Here is a 20,730-nt window from a genome sequence, read left to right as displayed (position 1 = left end):
TTATAGTTTAATAATTATTTTCATGGATGTTGCACTATGCTCGTCTATAAATTTATATGCCTCGTCATACTGCTCGAACGGGAAATGATTCGAAATAAGCGGTTCGAGACGGATAGCTCCCGAACTTACCTGATCGATAGCCGTAAGATAATCTTCATGGCGATACATCATCGTTCCGTTCACCTTCAGTTCGTGCTCTCCCAAATAGAACATATTAAGCGACGGATCCTTGCCAAATACCGCCACTACAACGATGGTACTCCCTTTTTCAATACACTCCATAAGCGAACGAATACTCGACTCAACTCCGGCAACCTCAAACGCAGCTTGAAAATCTTCATCCCCGAAAAGCCTCTTCGCTCCTTCTTTGAGCGGCGTCTTAGCTACATTGAGCGTATCTATTATGCCACATTTACGAGCGATTTCAAGTCTGAAATCACTCACATCGGTAATAAGAACCCGTTTGGCTCCTCTTGCCTTAGCGAACTGCGCCACGAGGTTACCGATTGTTCCGGCACCCGATACAACCACATTCTTACCTTTCAAGTCCCCGCCACGCATGGTTGCATGCGCAGCTACTGCCACCGGTTCTATCATAGCCCCATAATCAAGTGACATACCTTCAGGCAACACCGCAACCCTGTCATCATCAACCACAAAAAAGTCTTGCGCAGCTCCATTTGCCTGAAAAGCCTGCACTCTTAGCTCTTCACAAATATTATACTCTCCCCGCTGACAAGGCTTGCACTTCCCACACGCGAGTTGCGGACGTGCGGTGACAACGTCACCCGCCTTGCAGATCGTAACCGCCGCCCCCGTAGCGACTACCACTGCCGAATATTCATGCCCCTGAACTACCGGATAGAAAGTTGCCGGATGACATCCGTGATAAGAATGTATCTCACTTCCACAAATACCAATTCTCTTAATATTCAGAAGTACCTGATGTTCTTTCAGGTCCGACGCCTTAGGCGCCTCAACCTCACGAAATTCAATATGTTTTGGTTCTACTAATACCGCTTGTCTCATTTTATACCATATTTACTTAAAATTTCTATTACCGGAGTCTCTATCGACTTCGCCCAAAGTGCATATCCATAACTACTTGGATGAGTTCCGTCGACCGATGTCTCATGCGCATCGGAAGCATCAGGCGTAATCAGATAAACGTCTTTATATTTCGGGTTCGTGCGGATTTTTGCAAACAACTCCTCTACGGTTGCCGCCTTAGCCCGTTCTTTCGCATCAAGAACTGTATCAAATGAACGTCGTTCACGATAGATCGTACGCTGAAATATCAACGGAGTAGCCGGATGTGCCGCTATAAGCCGATCGATAAACGGCATCAGGCGCTCTCTTATCAGTTCTGCGTCAGGATTTGAAAAAGTATCGAATATAAAGGCATCAGCCTTGACTTCCGCAAGAACGTCGAGCATGTAAGGTTGCATCAGGCAACGTCCGCTTGTTGCGAGCGACACGACTTGAAGACCTGTATTACGCATAAATTGCATGGGATAACTCATACCGGATCGATCCGTGCTCACTCCCTGCGTAAACGAAGAGCCATATACCGCTATCCTGTGACGAAAATCGGACTTCAACGGTTCGATAACAGCATCGTCATCTATCCCTATCTTACAAGAAATGACCTCCGAATACATCGGCATATACATCATACATTCGTGCATCGTACCATCCATATTCTCAATGAGCGTGAATGTCTCGGTTTTCTCGCCCTTATACGCTTTCAATGAACCGCTTGCCGCATACTGCCATTGACCGTCTGCATTTTTGATATAAAGATCATATCCTTTATAAGAGATCGGCATGGTTGAATGGCTCGAATATACATATCCCCACTTTGTCGTAATCTGTATATTACGCGTGTTCGTTTTAAACAACACAGCCATACCGGCAGAGCAACGGAGTTGTCGATTCTCCGTCCTGTTAAAACCTTTATAAACCAATGTATCGACTCTATGATACGGATTGGGAGTCGATTCAAACGGCTGACCTATCAGGTTAAGCGTTGACGCCTCCGTCTGTTTTTGTGCCGAAACCGACAATACGCACGAAAGCGACAGAACAACCGTTATGAAAAACTTCTTCATTGCCTTGTATTTTTTAGTTGTTTACTGTAATAAGACCTTCAACCCTTCTGCTACCTGCATAGCATAAAACTGCTCATACTTTTCCATAAACACAGGGTATTTGTCCAGTCCCAATGACACAAAAGGTGATATCTTCAAGAACTCGGCCGGCGATCCTCCCGAAATCAACTTCCTGTCCGCCGGGGTGATGTGAGGTTCGGAGATAGCTATATTTTCACCGGACTCGGTGCGCGCACCTATCAGGTATTTGCAATAAACAGCTATCAGGAAAGCCTCTATCGAAATATCCTTCCCATCCTGCAACATCTGTTTGAGTATGGGTACCACATAAACCGCAAACTTAGCAATGCCATCGCCGCAAAGCCGTGATACCTGATCGCTGATCGCCTTGTTTGAAAATCGTTCGATAAGCTGGTCTTTATACGCTTCAAGGTCAACGCCTTCGGGAACCGGAACATAAGGAGTAACGTCCCTGTTCATAAACAGCTTTATCATTGCACGATACCTCTCGTCTGCCATTACAGCATCGACCTTCCTGAATCCTTCCATATAGGCAGGATAAGAAAGAAGAGTATGTGACGCATTGAGAAGACTTAATTTCATGATTTCATACGGGGTCACATCATGGGTGAATGTAACTCCCACCTTCTCCCATGCAGGACGGCCTGCAATGAAATTATCTTCAATCACCCATTGTATAAAGTCTTCACAACACACATCTGTACCCTTACCCGGTTTTGTTACGGGAGTGATTCGATCCACCATCGAATTCGGGAACGTCACTTTCTTTTTCGCCCACGCTGCCACCTCGGGATATTTCTCTTCGAAGTATGACATAAACGCACATTTGGCGACATTGCCGTTCATCTGCATGTTGTCACACGAAAGAATCGTAATCGGCAAATCTTTCTCCATCCGGCGTTTAAGTCCTTCGGCTACATACCAGAACACACTGCGCGATTGGTTAAAATCAACCTTATATCCCCCTTCGGTAATGGTGAGAGAGATGATTTTTATCTCCTCCGATGCTATTTTAGCGATGATAGGCTCACTATCTATTTCCCCCCATGCCAGTTCTACAAGCGAACCAATCAGCATACTATCCTGTTCGCCGGAAGGGCTGCATGTCGTCAACTGATATATGCCGTCGTCTTTCTTGAGGGCGTTGAACAATACCCCGTCCGTAGGCATAATCATGGCTCCGAATACCCCCCAGCATCTTTGTGACGGATCTTCAAGTAATAGATTTGTGTAAGCTTCGAGATGTGCACGATGGAAGTTTCCAACGCCGAAATGTACTATTCCGGCCTTTATTTCAGCACGATTATAATTAAAAGTCTTCATACGATAATTTCAATGTTTCGGCAAGTGATTTTTCCACCTTGTCGCAATGTTCTATATAGAATTTATAAACCTCATTCCATTTGTAATAAGATGCTTCAACCGCTTCCAACGGCAACCGGAGGTCTTTTTCATTCAGCATAAACTTAACTAAAACGTCCGGATTGCCTTCCGATTGGTAAAAGATCATCTGAAGGTTCGCCCCCATCGGAATATCCCAGTACTTCCAACTCTGCAACGCTTCTTTGGAATTACTAGCCTCCCGCGCCCACGTCCCGGCTTGCAGATTAGTCAAGATGGCCATCAGAACGCCATCGTGGCCGAAGTTGAGATTGATGCCATGACGCTTGCGAACCAGATCTTCGGCAGATTCGTCTAACAAATGGCGTAACGTGCGGGATGCAAGTCCCCAACTACGCCCGTGAGATACCGGTTCAGGACCTTTCTGCGCAAAATACTTATAGTTCTCGATTTCCGCCCAAACCAATATTTCCTCTTCTGTAAAAATATCCCATATAGGCACTTGACGGTCGAGACATTGCATCAGTGACGCCATTAACCAGAAACGATGAATCAGGTCGTACTTGTCATACTCACTTTCTACTTGTGTTACGTCTATAAACAGTCTTCTAAAAAAAGCATCCACATCCAACTTTTCATCTATATATGAACGATATTTTTTATACCAACAGTTTTCCTTACCGAGTATATACTTATCAAGCGGACTCCTGCCGGGACATACGTTACCGTATGGATTCAGTGTGGTAAGGAACGAACGGGAGTTGTCTATCTCCGCCCATTCAAGCCCGGGGCGCAGTGACAAAATGCCCGAATTTACAGATTGCATGGTGGCCGCCACCCGAAGCACATTCGTTGCGTTAGTCTTCAAATAGGGATGGCCTTCAAATACTTCCGGATAGTTTTGTACCATCCTCCGGCCTATCTCCCTTGTCTGACGATAACCGATTTGTGTCAGATCGCCTTCTTTGTAAAACACATTCTTCTTGAACGGTTCAAGACGTTCGTACAGGGCTTTCCCAAAATCGGTAAGGTTGTTTGTGGCATGAGCTTTCTCCAATACGCCGTATATGGCAGGATAAGTCACCTCATCGTCTATCTGACGCGCTCCGTGACGGAAATAGCCGTTTATATAAAAAGGCGTATATCCTTTGGGTGCCGGCGTAACCGGATGTGAAAGATCGGTCACATAATACACGCCGCCCGCACGTTCCGGGTCCCTGCGTATCTCGTCGAGAGGATTTTCGGCCACCGGCTTTTCTTTCGGAAGAGAGAGCTTGAATATGCAAGGAAGATCAGACGTCTTTTTCGCATTCGTATTGGTATTGACATACATAACCCCGTCTTTAACCACAATATCTTCCGGTTCGTAAATAACCTGTTCCTGCACATTGTATCGGGCAGTAATCGTCCGCCTATCCGTATCGTACACCCGGATGCAGGAAGGACGGCTGTCATCCTGTTTCCCAACTCCGAAGCAGAAATAGATTTTACCATCATGCATACAGCCCGCTTGTGTGAACCATACCTCATAGGGGAACACCACCTGATCGAGAATGTCATTTTCGTCGAGGCGCACCTTTGCCCCCTCACTCAACGACGGTATGCGGAATTTGGTGGCGACATACTGGTTTTCCCATGCATGCTTTGTCACCTTCGCCACAGTACGTTTACGCGCCGAGAATATCCATATAAAGCCCCGTTCCCGATCGACCAGCCAGCTTGGCGCACCAAAGATGGAGACATACCCTTTCTCCGCCCACTTCGAGCCATCGAGTTCAATTGTCTGTGCGATTTCGCTGCTAAAACGTTTCCCACGACGGGTGATGCTCTCCACAAAACACAACCATTCCAACTCGCTTCCTACCTTCCCGTTTGTGATATACAAGAGAGGAAACGATGCTCCGCGTTTTGTCTCGACGCCAAAGCATACATTATTTACATGGTTGTCCGGATGGGAGGACGCCAACTCAAAGCCTGCCACAGGTTTCGGATCGGCACTTTTGAAATCATAGATATTCACGTGCCCTCCATCCTCGCACGAGAATATGTAATCATCCCATATTTCAAGTCCTTGCTGTGCCCGCCCCCGTCCTTCCTTTGCCAGGAAGACAGAGCACTCCACCTCTTTCTCCGGCTCTACATACAACTGGGCGATAAGGGGAATAGAGATCAGTAAGCACACGACAGACAAATATATCTTTTTCATAAGTATGCTCTATAAATTTAAAGTATGATTATGTTCTACGTTAATCGAACAGCTCTACGCCTAACGACTCAAGCCGTTTCTGCAACTCTCCTACATCGAGAGCCCGCGGAGTACAGTGCTGTGACGCACTCATGGCAGCAGCAATACCAACTGCCTCTCCCATCGCCATGCAAATACTCATGACACGATATGAAGCGTGAGCTCTGTGAGTACCCGATATACACCGTCCCGCCACCAGAAGCCCTTCCAAGCCCAACGGGAGAAAACAACGATACGGCAAATCGTATGGTTTGCAATATTGGATGGTTGGTTCCGCCTGTCCGGCTCCGTCAGGATTATGTATATCGACAATGAACAATGCTTTATGTACCACCACATCGGCAAAACGGCAGCCTTCCGCCATTTCATCGGCATCGATCACATAGTCGCCCATCACCCTGCGGCTTTCGCGCACTCCGGTTGTTGTACCACTTCCGATCACTCTACAGTTTTCGTAACCCGGCAAATTTTCTTTCAAGAATTGAGTCAGGAGGCGTATCTGTTGCCTAAGTTCAAGATCGGCGGCGAAAATAGAGCTTACCGAAGTAATATCCACTCTATTGACTTGTGTCGTATTTACCTGACGGCAACCCGGTCTGACCGACGGATGCAAACGCACGGCAGCAAGCATCCGGGGAAGTTTGCCCTCATCGGCTTTCTTTTTACACCAATCAAGAAAACACTCGCCATTCAGTTGAACATTGTCTACATCTCCAATGCAGATAATTCCTTTCGATTCATCTACGCCGTCAATGGTGTATTCAAGGGTTACAGGCTGCATGAGTCCGTCAGCACGTCCTTTTTCTATTTTTGCACCGGCAAGAAAAGATACTATGGCATCACCGGTACAATCAATTGTAACCGCGGCTTCAAAACAGAGCGTCCCCTCGTTACTTGCACACTTAATGCCTTTTACCACCTTTCCGTCACGAATAACATCCGACACGCAACATTGCAAAAAGACATCGACGTTCTTTTCCCTGGCGACAAATTCTGCCAATGTAAGTTTTGCCTCTTCGAAATCGTGAGCATTTCCATGTTCGCCAATCCAGTCATTGTCTTTGACGCCAAGAATAGCACAAACCTCATCGCGCATCGTGTTCTTGCTTACACTACCGAGAATAGGGCCGACATACCCGGCGGTCAGGTTACCTCCGATGACTCCGTATCTTTCGATAAGGGCAACACGTGCTCCTTGCCGGGCGGCGGCTACAGCCGCACATATCCCGGCAGGACCTGCACCTGCTACTATTACATCATAATATTTTGTATTCATTATCTGCTTGTATATGGACCGGAAATAGTCTTAACAGTCATTGCCCCGTCAGAATCTGTGATTGTCACAACTCTGTATTTGTTTCCCCCATCGGTCACACGAACTACAATATGTCCATCATATCCCTTTACTCTCGCAGCCTCTTCCGCCGTAACCCGGTCGTCTACTCCGCTGGGGCGATCGCCCTGCCAGAAGTTAGTGATAAACATGTCACACGCAGGGAGTGTTGTCTCCATCGAATTCAGTATATCGGTACGGGGATGACAATCTACCCACGAATTGACAACAATCGTTTGTGGATTGAGTGCTTTCAGAGCATCTACTTGATTGGTGTTGGTTACACCGTGATGGTTAGCTTTCAAGAGTTCCACCTGACCTACTGCTTTTGCACAGGGCAGTTCGGCATCTTTCCACGCATGACTCGAACGTCCGTTATACTGAAGGTCACCACCGGCAAAGAAATCAAAGTTGCCATACGAAACTTTCATCACACAACTGGTTATATTCTCCGGCGGACAATTGTCACTGGAGGTAATGTTCTTACTGTTTTCGTATGTAATCTCCGAGAGTTCAGGGAATGTCTTCTTTGTGGTAGTGCCCGAACCTGTCCAGATCTCTCCATTCACTGCCACGTTTTGCACCTTTGCAGTAGGATACTTTGCAGGATTATACTTCTGAACGATCTGATCATTCGCCCCTGCTTTGAATATCGCAGCATCGAACTTTTGATTGGCGACATGCCATTTCACTGCATTGATATAGTTGCTGCAACTTGGAGCATTGTCTGCCATTGTCGCCATATTGAACGGATAGTTATAATCGGGATAGCCACGATCGAGAAGCGTACCAATCTTGAAATTATCGAAAATCTCGGCAAAACCTATCAACGAATAAGTACTGGAATTAGCTGATTTTGGCAAAGAAGAAGTATAACCGCCAAAGTGGTCATTATGGAAGTGGGTAAGTACGGCATAATCAATCGTACTGTTACCTGTCCATACCATACACTTACGAATGTAATCAGTTATAATCTGTGAACCACGGGTAGAAGTCAGAGTCGGATCCCAACGACTACGGATACCGGTGTTGGTCGTATTGCTATTAGAGTTGGTCGTAACACTCGAACTTGCGGCATCAATAAGCATTTGCGTACCATCCGGGAATATTACAAACATGCTTTCACCGGTAGTTGTATTGATGAAATGAATATCCATCACACCCTCCTGCCAGGCAGGAATCGTTTTACCTATCTCTATTTCAGTGGCAGCATCTTCCCCACCTCCATCCGGACGAATCAAAAATGAGTGAGACTCATTGGAGCTGCATCCTACAATCGCAAGAATGAACAGACTAAGTATAAATATTAACCTTTGCATGCTATATGAAGATTTAAAAACATCTCTCCGCCTTCAATGCTGACGGCAAGACGAATATAATTACCAAAATTTGAATTTACCTTTATAATATGTTGGCCAAGTCCTTTGAAGATTACAGGATCACTACCGTCGTCAGCCCAATGTATACCGTCTTGCGATAGTTGCACACGACCTTCGAATACGGGATCTCCTTCTATTTTCTCAACCATAACAAAGAATATAGCCTCATCTGCCCAACCAGCCTCGTAAGGATGAGTGAAGAAAGTACCTTTAAAGAACTTCTTTACCTCAAGATGGGAATCATTAAACATTTTCATATATTACATTCCTCCTTTTATTCTTGTGAAACAACAACAGAATCTATATAAAAGAATACACGACGATTGGTATCAGTACCCACCCAGAAAAGAGGATTGATAAGATTGTCGATGCGTCCATATCCGTCAACGGTATCGGCTGCAATGCCACGCATATCCCAAATTTTGTCCTGACATTGGAACTCTACATATTCACGAAGCTCTGTGTCAAGTTTCAGACGCATGTATTGCCAATTGAGTTTACAGTCGGTCTCATTGTAAATGAGTTTCTGATGACCATCTTTCAAATCCTTGAATCCATCGTGGTCGCCATTAGGATAACGGCGGCCGAACCACCAGGGATCGACTCCCCTCTTACACCAGTCTCCGTCAAGTCCATAAGCCCAATCGCGGTCGGTTATGTCTTCATTGGAATGTTCATACTGCCACTTCTGCATTAATTTGCCATCTACTGCATTGAGATAACGAATTCCTACATGGTAACGTTTTCCACCCTCCTGTACATCGAATCCCATACCAAAATCGCGGATGGAACTCTCATGTAAACCCGGTTGCGGACGGTCACCGCCATCCACCACATCCTGTTCCGCCGTGTATGTAAACCAACATTCTATCTGCAAATATTTGCAGCCCGGACGAGAGAACGAAAGCCGCTTAATGGCATGTCCCAGACAACCTTCCGCCGGAATCTCCGTATAAGGAGCGGCAACAGGTCTTGTCGAAAGTTTAAGAGAGTAAGTGCCGGACATAGCTCCGTGAGTGCCCGGATACCTGAAAGTAGCGGAACTAAGCATGACCGGTGGCCACTGGTCTTTATTGACCAATGTCTTGGGAACATCAAAATCGGGATATTCCGTAAAGTTAGGCATCAATGTCATCCAGCCGTTAAAGCCGGTGTTGAATACATCATAGCTCAACACCCTTTTCAATGGTTGATAGCGACTGCGCAATAAAATTTCTCCAATGCTCATAATATCATTTATTTAATAAAGTTAGTACCCTGGATTTTGAACAAGTTTGCCATTCATTATCAATACATCATCACTTGGCAATGGCCATAAATAAATCTTCTCATCATACTTACGTTCACCATGCTGGACGATATAGGTTCCGTCGGCCATCGCTTCAAAAGAAGGAAATCCGTCTTTGTCAAATGTCGGAGTCTCCGGCCAAAACCAGTTGCCTGCCGCAAAGTATTCCTTTGCCCTGTTGGCTGTACGGGTAAATCCGTACATATTGTGTCCGAAAGCATTCTCAAACTGATGCCAACGAAGCAAGTCGAAATAGCGCAGATTTTCCCATGCAAACTCCACACGACGCTCACGGCGGAGCACTTTGCGCAATGCCGTCTGATCGGTTGTCGTGATGGACGGATAGTCGTTGGTTTGTGTACGGGTGGTGCCATAAGCACGGGCACGGACATCGTTGATGCAAGCAAGGACAGTAGCGTCAATCTCCCCCAGTTCAATCTTAGCTTCGGCATACATCAACAAAACATCGGCATAACGCATGAGAATAACGGGGTTGTCGTTATACAAAGTAGTACGCCATGATTCTTGCGCGCCTTTGCGCAGGCAACAACCATTGTAAGCACAGTTGGAAGCATCCGAACCGCCTTTGGAATCTTTGTTTGTAATCATACGATTTTGCGTATAGTCCATTACTTCGAGTGCGTTTGGCGCAGGGTTCCACTCAATACCATAGATACGGCTGCCGGGAGCAGCAAATGTTTCCAGGCAACGGGGATCACGGTTGGCAAATGGAGCGTGAGGATCAAAGCCACTGCCCGGTTCATCAATCGTCTTGCCATTCGTCATTTCGTAGACAGCAAGAAGTTCCCACGAAGGTTGTGCATTATGTGTACCGCCTGCCGAACGGGCAATAAAGGAACCGATAGCCTGTGTAGTAGGTTTACCGTTTTCATCCAACTCAAGGTCGCTTGAGTGAGCAACAGAGAAGATAACTTCTTTGCTTCCTCTTGTCTTGTCGCGGAAAAGTTCTCCATAATCAGGGGCCAAGTCATATACTTCCAGATCCATACAGTCTTGCGCAGCGTTTGCGGCAGTCCCATAGTCGTGTTGATAGAGAGCGGTACGAGCCTTGTAAGCATAAGCCGTTCCTTTGTCCACACGGGTGGCGCCGCTATTATTATTTGCGACCGGCAAATTTTCTGCGGCATAGTCATAATCTTCATAAATTTGTTTCAGAACGACAGCTTTGTCGGTACGCCCCATCTCAAATGCTTCCTCCGGAGTAATCGAAGTCACGTAGAAAGGAACATCTCCCCAAAGAGTAATCAAACGTGAATAAGCAAATGCCCTGAAAAAACGGGCTTCGGCACGAAGCGTATTCAGTTCAGTGGTGGAATATTTGCCTTCAAGTTTGTCGAGTGCCTCCAAAATTCGGTTGGCACGACTAATGTTCTTATACGTGTAACTCCAAACAGTCTTGATGTTAGGATTACTTGTAGAAGACGCATTCAGTGAACCTGCCGCAATGGTATAAATGTTGGTTCGTTGCGCCCAGTCATCCGTATTACGATCCAGCGTCCAACCTTCTTCTATAACAAAGAAGGTACTGCGATAAAAATCGTTCAATGAGATTCGAACTTCCTCCGGTGACGAGAACCAGTTTTCACTGGATGCGGCTGAAGGAGGATTCAGATCGAGGTTCACACAAGAAGTTACAGATAGAAGAGCTATCATGCAAATCAATACATGTATTTTTTTCATATTATGTAATTTTTTCATACTCCATTAGAATTTGATATCCACTCCAAATGTATAAGTGCGTGTGATATAGGTAGAAGCGCCTGCTTCAGGGTCCCATCCCGAAAGATAACTATCAAAGCAGTATGGATCATCGATATTGACGTACACCCGAAGTCCCTTGATTCCGACTTTAGAGACGATTTTTTTAGGAACTGTATAGCCAACGTTGATATTCTTTATACGCATATAGGCACTACTCTTGAGCCAGTAATCCGACATTTTGTAGTTGTTGTATTCACCGCCCTGATGGCTCAAACGGGGATAGCTGGCTGCCGCGTTCTGCTCTGCAGTGTTATACACACTCCAATAATTACGGCTGCCATTGTCGTTCAGAAGGACTGACGGAGCCGGAAGCCATTGTCCCTGCATGGGGCGAATCATACTTTCGGTGAGGCGTGAAAGTTGTTTCCCGACACCATTGAAGAGTAAGGAGAAGGAGAGACCTTTCCAGCCCAAACTAATAGAACCTCCATATAGATAGTGTGGCAATGAGCTGCCAAGCACTACACGGTCGTATGTCTCATTGATAATTCCGTCAGGAGTGCCGTCCGGACCGCTGACATCTACATATTTCACATCACCCGGTTTGGTAGAAGCCGAAAGCAGAGCGCTTTCACTGACTTCCTCTGCGGTCTGGAATAAACCAGCAGTCTTATATCCATACCAGGAGTTATATTCTGCGCCTTCGGTAATAATGGTACCATCGCTGTTAAACTGCTGCCTGCCATTAAGATTATCTATTATAGACTTGTAATCAGAGATATTAAAACTTACTGCATAAGTTACATCTCCGATACGATCAGACCAGCCGAGTTTCACCTCCCAACCACGGGTGTGCATTTTACCTACGTTCCTGTCAGGTGCCGAATAACCTGTAAACGACGGGATTGCCACCGACAAGAGCATATCTGTTGTCTTCTTATAATAATAGTCTGCGCTAAAGTCTAGACGATTGTTAAAGAAAGCGGCATCCACACCTATATCCCAGCTCTGTGTTTTCTCCCAATGGATATTCTCATACGCATAATCCTGTTGAGCGGCAGACATCGAAGATTGGGGCGTAGAACCTGCACTGTCATACATAATGGCATTATTGAACGAAATGTATGTCTGATAAGGATAATTTCCAATCCGCTCGTTACCGAGAGTACCGATAGAGGCACGGAACTTCAGATAGTTTATCGGGGTTATGTTTTGCATGAATTTCTCGTTAGAGATGACCCAACCCACCGATGCGGACGGGAAGAATCCCCAACGGTGATCCTTGTGAAAACGTGAAGATCCGTCTTCACGAGCATTGAGCTGGAGGTAGTAACGGCTGTCGTAATTATACATGACACGGCCAAAAAATGAACGGTATGCATTCTGATAAGAATTACCGGCTACGGCAAGAGCATTCTTATTCGCCAAATCAAGATAAGGGAAAGAAGACAAAGACATATCGTTTGTCGATCCCGACATCGTTTCATACGTATAACTATAATCTTCATAACCGACCATGGCATTGAAGTTATGTACCTTGCTGAAGGTCTTGTCGTATGTAGCGATGAATTGTTTCTCCAATGATTTGATGTTACGACGTTCTTCACTTAGCGAATTGGAAGTATATCCTGAAACATATCCCAGCATAACATCGGTTTCGTATGCATCGTAAACAGGTATGGCTTTCTTCATCTCCTTGATCGAAACAGTTCCGACGGTAGGAGTCAGGTTGGCAGTAAGGGTCAAATCTTTTATGGGCTTATAGCTCAACGAGAATTTACCGGTCATTGTGTTGGATACGGTCTTCTTCTCTCCGCCTTCCAATAAGGCGGCAAGCGTATTGCTAAGACTGCCGTCTTTACCGGGACCTACACGGCCGTCCGGATAAAGTCCCAAATAAATGGAAGGATACATATAAGCTGCACGAATCGGACTACCGGAAGTCGGGTCATTTTTCGTGGCATAACGTACCGAGAAATCGATAGAACCGGAGAGCTTATCGCTAATCTTGAGATTATTACGCGAACGGATAGAGATTCTTTCGTGGTTTGAACCTTTATAGATAGCGTCGGCATTTTCGTAGGTAGCGGAAGTGTGGCTCTTGATTACCTTGTTGCCATACGTCATGGTCAAGTTGTGCTTATGGCGCATAGCGGTATTCGAAAGAATAGCGTCTTTCCAATCATAGATAGGATATTGAATGGGATCATACCTGTTGTTGGTAGCATAGTTGTCGATGTAGTCCTGTGAATAGTTGGCAAACTCGCCTCCCGCAGGATTACCGGCATCGTTCCACGACCATTCGTTATACATTGTCATGTAGTGATAAGGGTCTGTCAGGAATTTCGGAAATTCGGTAGGAGAAGACAACGAAATCTCTCCGTTATAACCGATCGAAAGCTGTCCCTCGGTTGCCTCCTTAGTCGTTATCAAGATAACACCGGCAGCAGCACGGGCACCATAGATGGATGCAGAAGCTGCATCTTTAAGTACAGTAATCTGCTGTACGTCTTCGCTTGCTATATTGTCGAGGCTACTGACCATCATACCATCGACAAGGATAAGCGGACTCGAATCAGACATTGTTGTCACACCACGCACCTGAACCGTAGCACTCGCTCCCGGCATACTGCTCGAACGGGTAACCGTCAGTCCCGGAATCAGTCCTTGCAAAGATTGTGAAAGTTGAGACGTGCTCTGTTTCTCGATAAGCGAACTGTTGATTACACCGACCGCACCTGTAAGATCTTTCTTCTTTACAGATCCATAGCCGATAACAACCGTCTCTTCAAGTTGTACAGCATCCTCTTTAAGTTTTATATTTACTACACTTTTACCATCCCATACCACAGTCTCGGTCACATAACCAAGATAACGGAATTCTATTGTATGGCCTGATTCAGCGCCATTGAGCGCATACTTTCCCGACATATCGGAGGTAGTACCTTTTGCATTGTCTTTATCGTGGATCACCACTCCGACAAGAGGACCATTGGCATCGCTAACGACACCCTTCATTACATTCTGTGCAAAAGCCAGATTGATTTGCAGGAAACATGCCAATAACAGGCTTAATATACTTTTTTTCATACTCTTTATTCTACGATTTCAAGCAATACATGTTGGTTATACTCTTTGATTGCCGCACCTGTTTCAGGATTACTCGGATGTTGCGCTGAAAAACGTGTCTGGCCGCTTGCATGTGTCCAGTCGATATATTTTCCGGCATATCTGGCACCACTAAGACATAAACGGCCTGCCTGTCCGAATCTTAGCACAATCTCATCCATATCCTTAGTCGTGGTAAATATTCCTTCGGCAGGGATATATGCGCCATTGTTACTGCTATCGAGCAACATTCCCGCAAAGTTGTAGGTAATAGTCGCCGAGTAATTGATAGGTGCACCCGACAGTGTCTCTGTCGCACTTTCCTGAAGAGTCGAAGTCGGAAGAGCCGGTTTCCATTCTTCTCCATCCTTGAACTCGATCATCCAGTAGTTGGAACACATCGTTCCTAATTTGGTCACAAAATAGAAGTGTATCTTGGTACCGGCAGGAATGGTCGTACCTTTCATATCCCCATAGACATACCAATAATCACCCGGAATAGCTCCTGATACATACGGGTCACCATTAGCACCCACGGCACGGCTGCATACGACTTTCTGCGCTACATAACCTGTCCGGTCACATGCCCAATACTCAATCTTACCACTTCCGGCACTCGGAGCAATATACTTGCCATTGGTTCCCGGGAATACCGATTGTGCCTCATCATCAGCAAATGTTCCACTTGTGTTGGCAGTTAAACTATTCAAGTCCCAATCAGCCAAAATGCCCGAGAAAGCATCTTGTACAAGAGTATAGGTATAGTCTGTATCATCCTGGATGGTTACCGTTACTTTAATTGTCCTTTTGGTAAATGTCTTGTTCTCCGGGAAAGTAAGTTTAATATCACATTCGCCTACCCCATTTGCAGGAGAAACGGTCACATCCGCATCTGTACACACAGCCTTCCACTCTTTATCTCCAAAGACTTTGAACGAAGATTCTGTTGTAGTTGCGTCAATCGATTCGGTGGTAGGACTGATACCTTTCGGAACAATCATCTTTTGGGTAATAACCAGCTTTAGAGGAGTTACATCATCGCCAATGAAACGAATGGCACCGACACGTGAACTAGTCGATGAATTTTCAGAGACTTTGATTGTAAACTTAGTAATCTCACCTTGTGTCTCATGCGAATCAACAACTGCCCAATGGCTATCGCTTCCATCAGTCTGACAGTCGTTATTGACTCTGTAATAGACATTAGATGAAAGGTCAACAGTGAAAAGCCCACCTTCTGCTTCTACATCAAGTGTCTTTGTCGCGAGTGTCATATACGGATCATCCGAGTTATGACAAGATGCAAAAAGCACAAGCGACACACTTGCAAACAATAACATCTTTAGATTCATTTGATTAGTATTTAGGGTTATTAATAATTGACTAGCTAGACATTTTCAGACGTCTTGCATATATAATTCTGTATATCACATAAGCAAGTATCATGGCAATCATCAGTACGATACTTCCTATCACAATTCCTTTGACCGCAAGGGTCTTCGGATCGCCGGCAATAAGCAGACCTATCAGTAAGAGCGCAACGACACCAATGGTAATACAGAAGCAGTTAACAGCCAAATGCGAATAGATTAATACCGCTTTCTTCTCCTTTAATGTCGGTTCGCGATCGGCTTCAGGATCAGTATATTCACAAATGGCTTGATAACCATTGTCTTCATACTTTTTACGTGCCGACCAAACTTCCATAATTGCAAGGATAAGTACAGGAAGTACACAACCGGCAACTGACTCTATAAGGCTTGGACTAATAACGGAGGCGGGAATTATGACGCGAGCCATAATACCAACGAGCCAGGTAAGAATCATTGCAGAAATAAGTTGGTTGCCTGTCAGCCGCTTCGAGAACAGTCCCCATATCGACGGAATATATAAAGGACACATCACCATAGTAAGAAGGGTTACTACCACCTTTTCGGCACCTCCGGCAAACGGGATGAGCATTGACAAAGCGATAATCACAAGTCCAAAGACAAATGTGAAGAGACGTCCTACCTTGATACGCTTTTTCTCATCTGCCTGACGGTTTTTCTCTTTGTGTCCCCAAATATCATAAGTATATACATTGGCATATACATTCAAAATGCCCGAAACATTACTCAATGTAGCCGATAGCATCGCTGCCAACATCATGCCGACCATTCCTTTCATGAGCACGAGTTTGCTCATATTCACATAAGCGTGTTCGCCGTTGAAAGTCATTGTGGTTGCATCCAAATCAAGCGCAAGTCCGGGTTCCATCACACGATAAATCATGGTAGGAAGATACCAGATGAGAGGAGTGACGATATAAAGAATTCCGATTAAATAAGTACTCTTTTTTGCGTCTCTTGTAGTAGGCACGCTTATGTATCGCTGTACAAACGGCCAGTCGCCGCCAATCATGGACACATTGAGAAATATCCACAGTAAAAGCCACCCCCATGTATAGGTCGGAGATGTGCCCGAGAAGAATCCCGGTATCTCACTGGCCTTATCAATAAATGCACTTACGCCTCCAACTGCATTAAATGAAAGAGGTATCATAAATACAACCACGGCCAGAAGTACTCCGAACTGAATTACATCAGTCATTAGTACCGCAAGAAATCCTCCGGCAATGGTATATCCAAGAGCGATGGCACCAAGGATGAGAAGCGCCCACCAGATACTTAGGTAACCCATCGGTGAATCGCCCATCATACCTGTACTTGCAAAAATACTGCCACCATCGACTTTGATTAATGCACACATCACAACCGCTACCGCATACAGAGACACTGCCGTATGTACCGCACGGGCTATAATTCCTGAAATCGTGTAAAAACTCACCGTGCGGTGTCCGAACCGGATAGTAAGGAACTCTCCCGGCGATTTAATACGTAGCTCCCGCCATTTGCCCGAGATCCATTTACCGACAATAAACGATGCTATGCCAAGACAAAGTGCAACAACTACCGCAACAAGTCCCGATTTATAAGCAACGCCTCCCCAAACGACAAAGGTACTTGCCGAGAAGATAGTCATGTAGGAAGAGACTCCCGACAGCCACCACGAAGAATTTCGCCCGGCAATAAACATATCTTCGGAGTTTTTGATTTTCCGGGACATCACAACACTCACGGCAATCAGTCCGAGAAAGTAGAGTAAAATAATAATATAATCTAACTGTTCCATATTCTGGTTCTTCTTTATATAATTGCTCCAAGTTTCTTCAATTCCTCTATGAGATTGTGAATATCAGCCTTTTGTACGGTCACACCTGCCTTTATACATTGTGCGGCTGCTACTCCTGCGGCTTGTCCTACCCCCATACAACTTGCCTGAACGCGAAGTGACGCAAAGGAAGTCTTATCAGCACTAATACAGCGCCCTGCTACGAGCAGATTCGGGAAATCTTCAGCTATAAGAGCGCGATAAGGTACATACGCCGCTTTTTTAAGGAAAGTTACGCTCTGTTCCGCACCTGCAGCGACATGGATATCTATAGGATGTGCGCCGCGTGATATGCTATCAGGATATTTATAAGCATTCACATATTCTTCTGCTGTAATGGTATGTACACCTTTGATACGACGTGTCTCACGAATACCGGCATGTACGGCGACGGTCGTCACATAACTGTTTTTAAACTCTTCAAAGTTCTCTTTAAAGATTCGTGCTATTTTAAATACGTCTTCCCGTAAGCGACATTCCGCTGCGGTAAAATTTCTATTATCGATGGCATTTCCTGCAGTACGGGTCATATTAACCGTTACTTCGCCCGGACGAAGAGTGGTGCAAAACCAAGGACCTCCGAATTCGGGGATGCCAAGTGCCTCTTTCATTGCTAAAAGTTTCTCACGAACTGCAATGCAATGACAATTCTGCCCTTGTTTATTATGGTGCATGGCATCGATTATCATGGGCGAATCTGTATCCACACCTCCTAATATAAAATAGGTGGAAAGAGGTTGCAGCGGTTTACATTCATCAGTTTGCATCGGAACACCCGCCATAGCGGCAAGGTCACCATCCCCAGTGCAGTCGATATACATATCGGCACTGATGGCTTCTGTCCCATTCTTATTCTCAAAGAGGATACAGGATATTTTGCCGTCTTTTGCCTGACAACCGCTTAAGTAAGAGTGCATATACATATCCACGCCGGCTTCCAGCATCATTTGCTGGCATAAAAGCTTGTAAAGCTCCGGATCAAAAGCTACATTGCCAAGAGGTTTCTCAATGATACAGCCTCCCATCTTCTCCAGCCGTTCGATAAATTCCCATGGAATACCGCCTATCACCTTTTCATTATTATAGGTGAAAACACTCAAAGGAGTAACAAGCCCCATTGTAGCCATTCCACCTAAAAACCCATATTGTTCCACAACAGCAGTTTTCGCACCACTGCGAGCAGCCGCAATGGCCGCTATGAAACCAGCTGGTCCGCCACCGCAGACAACTACATCATAGTTGCCCACAATTGGAACCCGTTTCGAAATTTCTATACTTCGTACTTTCTTGTCCATGACCGTTTTTTATCCTTTAATTATTACCAATTCAAATAGATGGTAAACTTTGATGTGCTTTCGACCGCACTTATAAGAAAAGAGGTGTGTTTTCATAGTTCTTTTTCTTTAGTTCGACATCATGTTGATGTAGCAAAGATAAAGAACAAGAGCTTGAAAAAAAGTTTTTTCCTAACTCTTTTGCCTGCAAACGATTGCGGGAACGTTCCCAAAATCTGCAAACGTTACAAAAGCATTACACAAAGGCAAATGGGATTCGTATTTTACTCCAATATTAGGATTTATTGTTTGAAATCAATATCTTTGCTTTGATTTAAACAATCATTCAGCATGAAGTATATAACCATAAAAGACATCGCTCGACATTTGTCAATATCCGTCTCCACTGTATCTCGTGCATTGGGAGATGACAAGAATATCCGTAAAGAAACGAAAGAAAAGGTGATAGAAGCAGCTAAAAGATTGGGATATAGACCCAACCCTGTAGCAATCAACCTTAAATACGGACATACCAATACCGTGGGGGTGATCGTTCCTGAAATGGTTACTCCGTTTGCTTCACGAGTAATAAACGGCATACAAGAAGTGCTTCACACCAAAAATATAAAGGTGATTATTGCAGAGTCGGGAGGAGACCCGGAAAAAGAAAAAGAGAACCTGCAACTGATGGAAGGATTCATGGTGGATGGCATCATCATCTGCCTTTGCAGTTATAAAAGGAATAAGGAGGAATATGCCCGTTTGCAGCAAGCGGGAATGCCTATGGTGTTCTATGATCGTATTCCCTATGGACTTGAAGTCCCGCAGGTAATAGTGGACGATTATATGAAGTCATTCTTTCTTGTAGAAAGTCTGATCCGAAGCGGACGCAAACAGATTGTTCATATACAGGGACCGGACGATATTTACAACTCCATAGAACGTGTCAGAGGATACAAAGATGCTTTGGCTAAATTCGGGATTCCTTTTGATAAGAATAATATGCTAATAAAAACCGGTATGACTTTTGAGGAAGGGAAAAAAGCTGCGGATATATTAGTGGAAAGAAATATTCCTTTCAATGCTATTTTCGCTTTTACGGAAACATTGGCCATTGGAGCTATGAACAGATTGAGGGAACTTGGAAAAAAAATACCCGAAGAAATCGCCGTAGCCAGTTTTTCAGGAACCGAACTTTCCAACATAGTCTATCCCAAATTGACTACAGTAGAACCGCCTTTGTACCAGATGGGGAAAAAAGCTGCCGAACTTATTTTAGAGAAAATCAAAGATCCGGCATCTCCCAATCATTCAATCGTGTTGGATGCGGAAATCAAAATGCGTGCATCGACGCCACGTTTGGAGGTATATTAATGACTTATCTATCAGATATTATATCTTAATACTTTCCTGAAAAACAGACCGAAGTTACAAAAGTTTACTGAATAGTATTTTTTACGATACCAACAAAAAAGAAGAATTCAGATTTATATAGTTTTGAATCATTCAATGCTCTTTCTCTATAATACGTCCAATTCTTCCAGCTCCTTCACTTTTCTTCTGTATGGCCGATAAACAAGCTGTTTGCAGGTGAATAGCCGCCCCTTCACCTGCTCTTCATCGTGAATCAAATCAAATTGCAGCCTCCAGATTCCACCATTGAGTAAAATTAGTAAAGCTATTTCGTAATTAGTT

The 20,730-nt window shown here is 44.9% G+C and carries 14 protein-coding genes; 1 reads left to right on the top strand and 13 read right to left on the bottom strand.

The window, feature by feature from the left end:
- The 13 genes from BSCG_RS17860 to BSCG_RS17915 are packed head-to-tail and all read right to left on the bottom strand — an operon-like array spanning position 1 to position 19,056.
- Positions 1 to 1,029 (bottom strand): zinc-dependent alcohol dehydrogenase, encoded by a 1,029-nt coding sequence (locus BSCG_RS17860; protein ID WP_008016966.1) that lies wholly within the window; start codon positions 1,027 to 1,029, stop codon positions 1 to 3.
- Positions 1,026 to 2,111: an SGNH/GDSL hydrolase family protein gene (locus BSCG_RS17865; RefSeq protein ID WP_008775561.1), complete on the bottom strand. Its 1,086-nt coding sequence runs from the start codon at positions 2,109 to 2,111 to the stop codon at positions 1,026 to 1,028. Before BSCG_RS17865 ends, BSCG_RS17860 begins: the two co-directional genes overlap by 4 nt.
- Before the next feature lie 21 nt (positions 2,112 to 2,132).
- The gene (locus tag BSCG_RS17870; protein WP_008775560.1) at positions 2,133 to 3,455 is read right to left on the bottom strand and encodes a mannitol dehydrogenase family protein; all 1,323 of its coding nucleotides are present in this window, start codon (positions 3,453 to 3,455) and stop codon (positions 2,133 to 2,135) included.
- Complete coding sequence (locus BSCG_RS0127415; RefSeq protein ID WP_032849435.1) at positions 3,442 to 5,679, bottom strand: histidine phosphatase family protein; 2,238 nt, start codon at positions 5,677 to 5,679, stop codon at positions 3,442 to 3,444. Before BSCG_RS0127415 ends, BSCG_RS17870 begins: the two co-directional genes overlap by 14 nt.
- A 40-nt stretch (positions 5,680 to 5,719) precedes the next feature.
- Positions 5,720 to 6,994: an FAD-dependent oxidoreductase gene (locus tag BSCG_RS17875; RefSeq protein WP_004308306.1), complete on the bottom strand. Its 1,275-nt coding sequence runs from the start codon at positions 6,992 to 6,994 to the stop codon at positions 5,720 to 5,722.
- Positions 6,994 to 8,370 carry a ComEC/Rec2 family competence protein gene (locus tag BSCG_RS17880; protein ID WP_032849434.1) on the bottom strand — a complete coding sequence of 459 codons (1,377 nt, stop codon included), beginning with the start codon at positions 8,368 to 8,370 and terminating at the stop codon, positions 6,994 to 6,996. Before BSCG_RS17880 ends, BSCG_RS17875 begins: the two co-directional genes overlap by 1 nt.
- On the bottom strand, positions 8,358 to 8,687 hold the full coding sequence (locus BSCG_RS17885; RefSeq protein WP_004313403.1) for a hypothetical protein: 330 nt from the start codon (positions 8,685 to 8,687) through the stop codon (positions 8,358 to 8,360). Before BSCG_RS17885 ends, BSCG_RS17880 begins: the two co-directional genes overlap by 13 nt.
- 17 nt (positions 8,688 to 8,704) lie before the next feature.
- On the bottom strand, positions 8,705 to 9,658 hold the full coding sequence (locus tag BSCG_RS17890; RefSeq protein WP_004304775.1) for a DUF6772 family protein: 954 nt from the start codon (positions 9,656 to 9,658) through the stop codon (positions 8,705 to 8,707).
- Positions 9,659 to 9,679: 21 nt separating this feature from the next.
- Positions 9,680 to 11,419: a RagB/SusD family nutrient uptake outer membrane protein gene (locus tag BSCG_RS17895; RefSeq protein WP_008775556.1), complete on the bottom strand. Its 1,740-nt coding sequence runs from the start codon at positions 11,417 to 11,419 to the stop codon at positions 9,680 to 9,682.
- Between the two features lie 24 nt (positions 11,420 to 11,443).
- A complete protein-coding gene (locus tag BSCG_RS17900) occupies positions 11,444 to 14,530 on the bottom strand; it encodes a SusC/RagA family TonB-linked outer membrane protein (RefSeq protein WP_008775555.1) in 3,087 nt (1,028 codons plus the stop codon).
- Positions 14,531 to 14,535: 5 nt separating this feature from the next.
- Positions 14,536 to 15,900, bottom strand: a complete 1,365-nt coding sequence (locus BSCG_RS17905; RefSeq protein WP_008775554.1) for a BACON domain-containing protein — start codon at positions 15,898 to 15,900, stop codon at positions 14,536 to 14,538.
- 31 nt (positions 15,901 to 15,931) lie between these two features.
- Entirely contained in the window at positions 15,932 to 17,722 is a 1,791-nt protein-coding gene (locus BSCG_RS17910) for a sodium:solute symporter family protein (RefSeq protein WP_032849433.1), read from the bottom strand.
- 14 nt (positions 17,723 to 17,736) lie between these two features.
- The gene (locus BSCG_RS17915) at positions 17,737 to 19,056 is read right to left on the bottom strand and encodes an FAD-dependent oxidoreductase (RefSeq protein ID WP_008775552.1); all 1,320 of its coding nucleotides are present in this window, start codon (positions 19,054 to 19,056) and stop codon (positions 17,737 to 17,739) included.
- Positions 19,057 to 19,386: 330 nt separating this feature from the next.
- Between BSCG_RS17915 and BSCG_RS17920 the strand changes: the two genes are divergently transcribed.
- A complete protein-coding gene (locus BSCG_RS17920; protein ID WP_004313409.1) occupies positions 19,387 to 20,409 on the top strand; it encodes a LacI family DNA-binding transcriptional regulator in 1,023 nt (340 codons plus the stop codon).
- Positions 20,410 to 20,730: the final 321 nt, after the last annotated feature.

The sequence above is a fragment of the Bacteroides sp. 2_2_4 genome, from assembly GCF_000157055.1.
GTDB classification, from domain to species: domain Bacteria; phylum Bacteroidota; class Bacteroidia; order Bacteroidales; family Bacteroidaceae; genus Bacteroides; species Bacteroides ovatus.
This window is presented reverse-complemented; position numbering and strand designations above follow the sequence as displayed.